The organism is Candidatus Allofontibacter sp. (assembly GCF_038145245.1).
Lineage (GTDB): Bacteria > Pseudomonadota > Alphaproteobacteria > Pelagibacterales > Pelagibacteraceae > Fontibacterium.
Map to the genome: position 1 here is coordinate 1 of NZ_JAYQPI010000036.1, position 7,798 is coordinate 7,798.

At 30.6% G+C, this 7,798-nt stretch carries 10 protein-coding genes; 8 read left to right on the forward strand and 2 right to left on the reverse strand.

Annotated elements, in window-relative coordinates; all coding sequences use genetic code 11:
• From AC8IGH_RS04605 to AC8IGH_RS04620, 4 genes are all read left to right on the forward strand, one after another.
• On the forward strand, positions 1–819 hold an 819-nt coding region (locus AC8IGH_RS04605; protein WP_507419541.1), incomplete at its 5' end, for a DMT family transporter.
• Entirely contained in the window at positions 819–1,076 is a 258-nt protein-coding gene (locus AC8IGH_RS04610; RefSeq protein WP_507419542.1) for a hypothetical protein, read from the forward strand. The genes AC8IGH_RS04605 and AC8IGH_RS04610, both read left to right, overlap by 1 nt.
• A gap of 70 nt (positions 1,077–1,146) precedes the next feature.
• Complete coding sequence (locus tag AC8IGH_RS04615; RefSeq protein ID WP_507419543.1) at positions 1,147–1,632, forward strand: YajQ family cyclic di-GMP-binding protein; 486 nt, start codon at positions 1,147–1,149, stop codon at positions 1,630–1,632.
• A gap of 145 nt (positions 1,633–1,777) precedes the next feature.
• Complete coding sequence (locus AC8IGH_RS04620; protein ID WP_507419544.1) at positions 1,778–2,227, forward strand: hypothetical protein; 450 nt, start codon at positions 1,778–1,780, stop codon at positions 2,225–2,227.
• Here the strand turns inward: AC8IGH_RS04620 and AC8IGH_RS04625 are convergent, their stop codons facing one another.
• Complete coding sequence (locus tag AC8IGH_RS04625) at positions 2,228–2,620, reverse strand: rhodanese-like domain-containing protein (protein WP_507419545.1); 393 nt, start codon at positions 2,618–2,620, stop codon at positions 2,228–2,230.
• 4 nt (positions 2,621–2,624) lie between these two features.
• On the reverse strand, positions 2,625–4,073 hold the full coding sequence (locus tag AC8IGH_RS04630; RefSeq protein WP_507419546.1) for an NAD-dependent succinate-semialdehyde dehydrogenase: 1,449 nt from the start codon (positions 4,071–4,073) through the stop codon (positions 2,625–2,627).
• 142 nt (positions 4,074–4,215) lie between these two features.
• Between AC8IGH_RS04630 and AC8IGH_RS04635 the strand changes: the two genes are divergently transcribed.
• From AC8IGH_RS04635 to AC8IGH_RS04650, 4 genes are all read left to right on the forward strand, one after another.
• Positions 4,216–5,217: a TRAP transporter substrate-binding protein gene (locus AC8IGH_RS04635; RefSeq protein ID WP_507419547.1), complete on the forward strand. Its 1,002-nt coding sequence runs from the start codon at positions 4,216–4,218 to the stop codon at positions 5,215–5,217.
• A 47-nt stretch (positions 5,218–5,264) separates the two neighbouring features.
• The gene (locus AC8IGH_RS04640; RefSeq protein ID WP_507419548.1) at positions 5,265–5,804 is read left to right on the forward strand and encodes a TRAP transporter small permease; all 540 of its coding nucleotides are present in this window, start codon (positions 5,265–5,267) and stop codon (positions 5,802–5,804) included.
• The gene (locus tag AC8IGH_RS04645; RefSeq protein WP_507419549.1) at positions 5,804–7,114 is read left to right on the forward strand and encodes a TRAP transporter large permease; all 1,311 of its coding nucleotides are present in this window, start codon (positions 5,804–5,806) and stop codon (positions 7,112–7,114) included. Before AC8IGH_RS04640 ends, AC8IGH_RS04645 begins: the two co-directional genes overlap by 1 nt.
• A 7-nt stretch (positions 7,115–7,121) precedes the next feature.
• A partial coding sequence (locus tag AC8IGH_RS04650; RefSeq protein ID WP_507419550.1) for a hypothetical protein occupies positions 7,122–7,798 on the forward strand: 677 nt, incomplete at its 3' end.

Sequence of the window (7,798 nt, forward strand, 5' to 3'; positions counted from 1 at the left end):
TCCATTAACGATGCTTTTATAAAATATATTCTCTTTCTTTATAAAGATATCACGATACTGGGCGAGATAATTTTTATAAGAGGTATTTGTTCAACGCTTATTCTCGGTTTATATTTATATTATAAAAAAAAATTAAGTTTAAAAATTGTTACATCTAAACCTTTGCATCTTAGAGGATTATTAGAATCTATTGCCGCTATCTTTTTCTTTTTAGGACTGATGTATCTCCCATTTGGAGAATTGTACTCTCTAATGAATTTAGCTCCGATTTTAATTACTGCTTCTGGAGCTTTTATTCTTGGTGAAAAAGTTGGATGGAGAAGATGGACGGCTGTAATTTGTGGATTTATAGGTGTCCTTATCGTTATTGATCCTAATAATTTAAAATTTGGTTTTGCTTTTATTTATCCTCTTGTCGCTGCAATTTTTATTACTCAACGAGATACCATCACTAGAAAATTTTTAAATCAATTTGATAGTTTGCAAATTGTTTTTATCACCTCACTTTCCGTTTCAGTTTTTTTTGGCTTTGGAATGTTTCTAAATTATAAACCAATTAATTTGGAGATTTTTATTTATATTTTTCTCTCAGGTTTCTTTGTAACTCTGGGTTATTATTTTTCTGTATTAACTATTAAAACTACAAATATCTCAACGACCTCTCCATTTCGTTACACAATAATAATTTTTGGTATAATTTTAGGTTACTTTATATTTAATGAAGTGCCTGCTTTAAATATGATTGTTGGTTCATTAATTATTATCGGTAGCGGTATATTTATTATTTTGAGAGAGAAAAAAATTGGAATAATTAAATAATGAAAACATTAAATACAATTGTAGATTTGTTAAAGTCAAAAGCAAAAAAAACAAGTGAAGATAATGATTTACTAGAATTTGAAAAAGGAAAATACTTTTTTGGAGTTGTTAAAAATGAAAACAAATATGAAGGAATTACTATTAGTAGAAAATTTGAGGCTAAATATTCAAAAAGAGTGGGTTTTAAAATTATCGATACAATTGATGAATATAATGAAAAAAATTATACAAAAATTATGCGATATTTAGATGATTAAAATAAAATATATTTAGTAATTTTCTTCTTTAAGAAGTAAATATGATAAATTATTTCTAATAAAAAAATATATGCCCTCATTTGATGTTGTAAGTAGAATTAACTATCAAGAATTTGATAATGCTTTAGCGAATTGCTTAAGAGAAATTGGAACTCGTTATGACTTTAAAGGTCTTAATATTTCTATTGAAAGAAAAGATAAAACAATCACAACTCTTGCGCCTGATAATTTAAAACTTAAACAAGTAAATGAATTACTGCAAACTCATCTTATAAGAAGAAAAGTTGATCCAAGAGTCATTAAAATAAAAAATTCAGAAACTGCAACTGGGGGAACTATTAGACAAATTAGTGAATTAAAAGAAGGTATTGATCAGGAAAGTGCTAAAAAAATTATTGCACAAGTTAAAAGTTTAAAACTTAAAATCCAAGTAAAAATTCAAGGAGAAGAATTACGAGCCGATGGAAAAAAGAGAGATGATTTGCAAGAAGCAATTGCAGCTATCAGGACTATCGATATTGGTCAGCCAATGGAATTTGTAAATTTTAGAGATTAGACTTATTTCTTTTAATTAACGATTTAATCTTTCTGCTAAATTTAGGTTTCTTTTTAAAAGAACGATCTTTTGATGATTTTCCACTGTATCTTTTTGTCATATTGCCCCAAAGTAATGTAATAATTTAAATAATATAATTTTAAAAATGAAGTTTATAAATATTTTTTTATTAATATTGTCTTTACTTACAATTCAAGTGTCTGCTCAGCACAAAGACACTAAAGATCATAATCACAAAAGTATTGAAGCTAAAAGTCCATATCCTTCAGTGGATATTCAAGTTATTAAGGATGCAAAATCTGGTTACAATATTCGATTAATTACTAAAAATTTTAAATTTACTCCTGAAAAAGTTAATAAAGAAAACATCATGAATGAAGGACACGCGCACATTTATATTAATGGAATTAAAAATAGAGTTTATTCTGAATGGTATCACATAGAAGATGAAAAACTAACTCAGCCAATTAATCAGATTAGAGCAACATTAAATGCCAACGATCATTCTGAATACACTGTGAATTCAAGACCAATTGAAGCTATTGGTGCGATCAAAAATGAAAATATTGGCAATTGGTATAAGAATAAAAAATAACTATTTACAAGGTAAATCAGATTTTTTCCAACCTTCTCCTGTTGCAGGATTGCCCTCAAAACCATCTGAAATATTAATTAGATTTTGATAACCTTGTTGCTGTAATAATTTTGCAGCAGCCATCGATCTAACCCCTGATCTACATATAACTAAAATGTTATCTTTTTTTGAAATTTTTTTATCAATAAAATCTTTAACAAAGTTCTCATTTTTTTGCCTATCAGGTCCTAATAATAGAGAGATAAAAAATGTTCTAGAATTTAAAGACTCTGCGTCAGGTTTTCCAATACTACTCCATTCTTCTTCCGTTCTTACATCAAGAACAACGCTATTCGGATTGTCATTTAAAAAATCTTTAACCTTTTTTGATGGAATATTAAAAATTTCACTCATAAAATTATTTTATATTTCCAAATGACAAAGTTTTAAGCTCTAGGTATTCTTCCATTCCATATTTTGCTCCTTCTCTGCCAATACCAGACTGTTTAATTCCTCCGAAAGGCATGTAGGCGCTTGCAAAAATTCCAGTATTAATTCCGATCATTCCTGCCTCTATAGCCTCCGCCACCCTCCAAATTCTTGCAATATCTTTTGAAAAAAAATATGCAGCAAGCCCAAACTCTGTATTATTTGCAAGTTCAATTACTTCTTGCTCAGTCTTAAATTTAAAAAAAGGTGCCACTGGTCCAAATGTTTCTTCATTTGCAAGTTTCATATTTTTATTAACATTTGCAAGAACAGTTGCTTCATAAAATCTTCCACCAAGAACATGACGCTTGCCCCCAAGTTCAATACTAGCTCCTTTTTCAACTGCATCCTTAATATGTTCTTCTACTTTAGCAATCGCAGCGTCGTCAATTAAAGGGCCTAATTGAGTTTCACCTTTTAAACCGTCTCCTATTTTTAATTTTTTTATAACTTCAACAACTTTTTTAATAAAATTATCATAAATTTTTTCTTGTACATAAATTCTATTTGGTGAAACACAGACCTGCCCTGTATTTCTAAATTTTCCAAGCATTAATCCCTCAACAGCAGCATCAATATCGCAATCGTCAAAGACGATAAATGGTGCATTACCACCAAGTTCTAATGATAGTTTTTTTACAGTATTTGCGCTTTGTTCCATTAAAATTCTTCCAACTGCGGTACTTCCTGTAAAAGAAATCTTTCTAACTTTTGGATTTGAAGTAATCTCTTTTCCAATCTCTTCTGGTTCACCTGTTATTATATTTATAACTCCTTTTGGAAATCCCGCTTGCTCAGCAAGAACTACAAATGCAATTGCTGTAAGAGGTGTTTGTTCTGCAGGTTTAATTATAAAAGTACATCCTGCAGCAAGTCCTGGTGCACATTTTCTAGTAATCATTGCTGCTGGAAAATTCCAAGGTGTGATAGCGGCGCAAACTCCAATGGGTTGTTTAAGAGTTATCATTCGTTTGTCTTTTATTGGATCTGGAAGAACGTCTCCATAAACTCTTTTTGCCTCTTCTGAAAACCACTCAATAAAATTTGCTGCATAAATAATTTCACCCTTTGCCTCATTCAAAGGTTTTCCCTGTTCAGCAGTCATGATTGTTGCAAGATCATCTTGATTATCAATAACCAAGTCGAACCATTTTTTTAAAATTTTCGATCTTTCATGGGCTGTAAATCTTGACCATTCTTTAAATGCAAATTCTGCTGCATCAATTGCTTTAATAGTTTCTTCCTTTGCAAAGTTTGGAACCTCTGAAATTAATTCGCCAGTTGCTGGATTAATAACTTTAATTTTTTTATCAGAACCAATCCAAACTCCATTCACGAAACACTTATTAATCAGTAATTTTTTATTCTTAATATTCATGATTTGTTATGTTTTGGCTTAGATTTTGCTTATTTTAATTATATATTTAAATTAATTAAGTTGCATATTTTAACTTGTCATCATTTCAGGTGTAGATAAACTACATTACTTTTAAAATTAACAAAATAAGGAAAATAACTAAATGTTTAAAAAAATAACTAACTTGTTTGCTGCATTTACAGCAGTAACTTTGTTATCTTTTTTTTCTGCTTCTGCTGCTCCTATTGTTGTAAAATTCAGTCACGTTGTTGCTGAAAATACTCCAAAAGGTCAAGCGGCTCTTAAGTTCAAAGAACTTGCTGAAAAAAAATTGCCAGGAAAAGTAGAGGTCCAAGTATTCCCAAGTTCACAATTATTTGGTGATGCAAAAGAAATGGAAGCTCTTCTTCTTAACGACGTTCAAATTATAGCACCATCACTTTCAAAATTTGACCGTTATACAAAAAAAATCCAAGTATTTGATTTACCATTCTTATTTAAAGACGCTGATGCTGCTTTAAAATTTGAAAATTCAAAAGAAGGTAAAGCTTTATTAAAATCAATGGAGTCTAAAGGTCTGATTGGTCTTAACTATTGGGCGAATGGAATGAGACATTTTTCTGCTAATAAAGATTTTAGATTACCGTCGGAATTAAAAGGTTTGAAATTTAGAATTCAACCTTCTGACGTTTATGAAGCTATGATCAAAGCACTGAATGCAAGTGGACAAAAAATGGCGTTTGCTGAAGTATATCAAGCTTTACAAACAGGTGTTGTTGACGGACAAGAAAACTCTTTCTCTAACATTTACTCTCAAAAATTTCATGAAGTTCAAAAAACTATCGTTGAAACAAATCACGGAATATTGGACTACATGGTTGTAGTAAATGCTAAATGGTGGAATGGTTTACCAAAAGATGTACAAAAAGGTTTGTCTGAAGCTATGGCTGAAGCAACTAAATTTAATAACGATATTGCAAAACAGAAGAATGATGATGCAAGAAAAGCAATCGAGGCTTCTGGAAAAGCAAAAATTGTAAAATTAACATCTGCGCAATTAGAAGAATGGAAAAAAGCTATGGCGCCGGTATATAAACAGTTTGAAGCCGATGTTGGAGCTGATCTAATTAAAGCTGCTCAAGCTGCTAGCGTAAGTAAAAAGTAAAAACTATTAATAATATAAGCCGGCATGCAAAATGCCGGCTTAAAAAAATGAAAAAATTCTACGAAAATTTTGAACAGTATTTTGTAGCTTTTTTATTAGCTTCGATGACTTTATTGACGGTTGTTAATGTTTTTTACCGTTACGTACTAAAGTCTAGTATTGGATGGGCAATGGAAGCGACTGTTTTCATGTTTGCGTGGTTAATATTCTTTGGTGCTAGCTGGGCAATTAGAATTGGTGCTCACATTGGCATGGAGTCTTTTGTAAATTTATTTTCTGAAAAAACAAAAAGAGTAATAGCGATTTTAGTCGTTATTCTTTGTTTGGTGTATTCAATTATAATTATAATTGGAAGTTATCAGTATGTTCATAAAATTTATTCTATTGGAATTTTAGCGCAAGATATTAAATGGATGCCTCAATGGGTACCAAGAATTATTATGCCTATAGGTTATGGGTTAATTATTTTTAGACTGGTTGAAATCCTTATTAATATCATTCTTGGCAAACAAAATAGTTTTAAACTTTTAGATGAAGCAAAAGAAGCCATAGAAGCATTTAAAACAGAAAAAACTAATTCAAAATAATGGTTACTTTAACTTTATTTACTATTTTATTTTTCTGTCTTTTTATTGGAGTTCCAATTTCTATTTCCCTTGGATTATCAAGTCTCATTTCTATTATGCTTTTTGGTAAAGATTCTCTTGCCTCATTGTCATTAAAACTTTTTGAAACCTCAGAACACTATACTTTAATGGCAATTCCTTTCTTTATACTCGGTGGAGCATTAATGAGTACGGGTGGGGTTGCTAAAAGACTTGTTCGTTTTGCAGTTGCGTGTGTTGGTCATATAAGAGGTGGTCTAGCTATATCTGCTGTTTTAGCATGTACGTTTTTTGCAGCCGTTTCTGGTTCTTCACCAGCAACAGTTGTCGCTGTTGGAAGTATTATGATCGCTGGGATGGTTCAGTCAGGATATACCAAAGAATTTGCTGCTGGGGTTATGTGTAATGCTGGAACCCTTGGAATTTTAATGCCACCTTCCATTGTGATGGTTGTGTATTGTGCTGTCACTGAACAATCCGTAGGTAGATTGTTTCTAGCAGGAATTATCCCAGCCTTATTGCTCTCAGCAGCTTTGATGTTTGCAATTTATATAAGAGCAAGAATGATAAACTTGCCAGCACTGCCAAAAGCCTCAATTAAAGAATTAATCGATAGTGCAAAAGATGCAATTTGGGGATTCCTTTTATTGTTTATTATAATGGGGGGAATTTATGGTGGGGTATTTACTCCAACCGAAGCAGCAGCAGTTGCAGCATTCTACGCAATTATAGTTTCTATTTTTATATACAAAGACATTACCTTCAAAACTTTACCGCATGTATTTATTGATGCATCAAAAACAACTGTAATGTTAATGTTTATTATTGCAAATGCCCTATTGTTTGCACATGTATTAACGACTGAGAGAATACCTCAAATCATCACAGAGCAAATTGTAAGTTACGGACTTTCACCAATTGTATTCTTAATTGTTGTTAATTTAGTATTGCTTGTGGCAGGAAATTTTATGGAACCAACAGCAATATTATTAATTCTTGCTCCAATTTTTTTTCCAATAGCAGTTAATCTTGGTATAGACCCAATTCATCTTGGAATTATCATGGTTGTGAATATGGAAATTGGAATGATAACACCACCGGTTGGACTTAATCTTTTTGTAACGTCAGGTATCACAGGAATGTCGGTCATGTCAGTTGTTAGAGCTGCTTTTCCTTGGTTAAGTATTTTATTAGTCTTTCTAATGATAATTACTTATTTCCCTAAGATATCAACTATTCTTCCAGATATGATAATGGGAAAGCAAGATAAAATTATTTTAAAACATAAATAATATTCAAGTGAATAAAAAAATTGAAAATATAGGAAGAACAATTTCTAATGCTAGATACAGTAAAAAATTCATACCTAAAATATCAAAATCAATTATTGGGAATGTAGATACTGCAACACAAATCTGCAGACATGCTGAAATGGAATTATTATGGAACCCTATTGGTTTTAAAGCAGGGGCCACAAATAAAAGTATGTGGAAAAAACTAAAGGCCAAAAAACCTTTCTTTTCTTATTTATATGAAGAAAGCACATACCAAAATAAAGGCAAAATGCCTTTTCAAAAAAATTTAATAGGTGCTGAACTTGAGGTTGCTTTTAAAATTAAGAATGAGGTTTTTAATTTTAATAAAAAAATTACTAAATCAAACGTTAACAAATTTATTATAGGAATAGCACCTGCAATAGAAGTTGTTGGCTTTAGACAAAAATTAAAAACAATAGATTGTCTTGGAAGAATGATTTCAGACTTTGGTTTAAACGTAGCTTTTGTTGCAGGAAAATTAAAAAAATATAGTTTAAAAAAAATCACATCTACTCCAACAGTTTTAACCAATAAAACTGCTAAAAAAGATTATCCTGGAAACACAAAAATTGTTCTTGGTAATCCTATTAATTCTTTAATTTGGCTTCTTAATGAAATAAAAAAAAATAATATGGTATTAAGTTTTGATTTTTGGGTAAC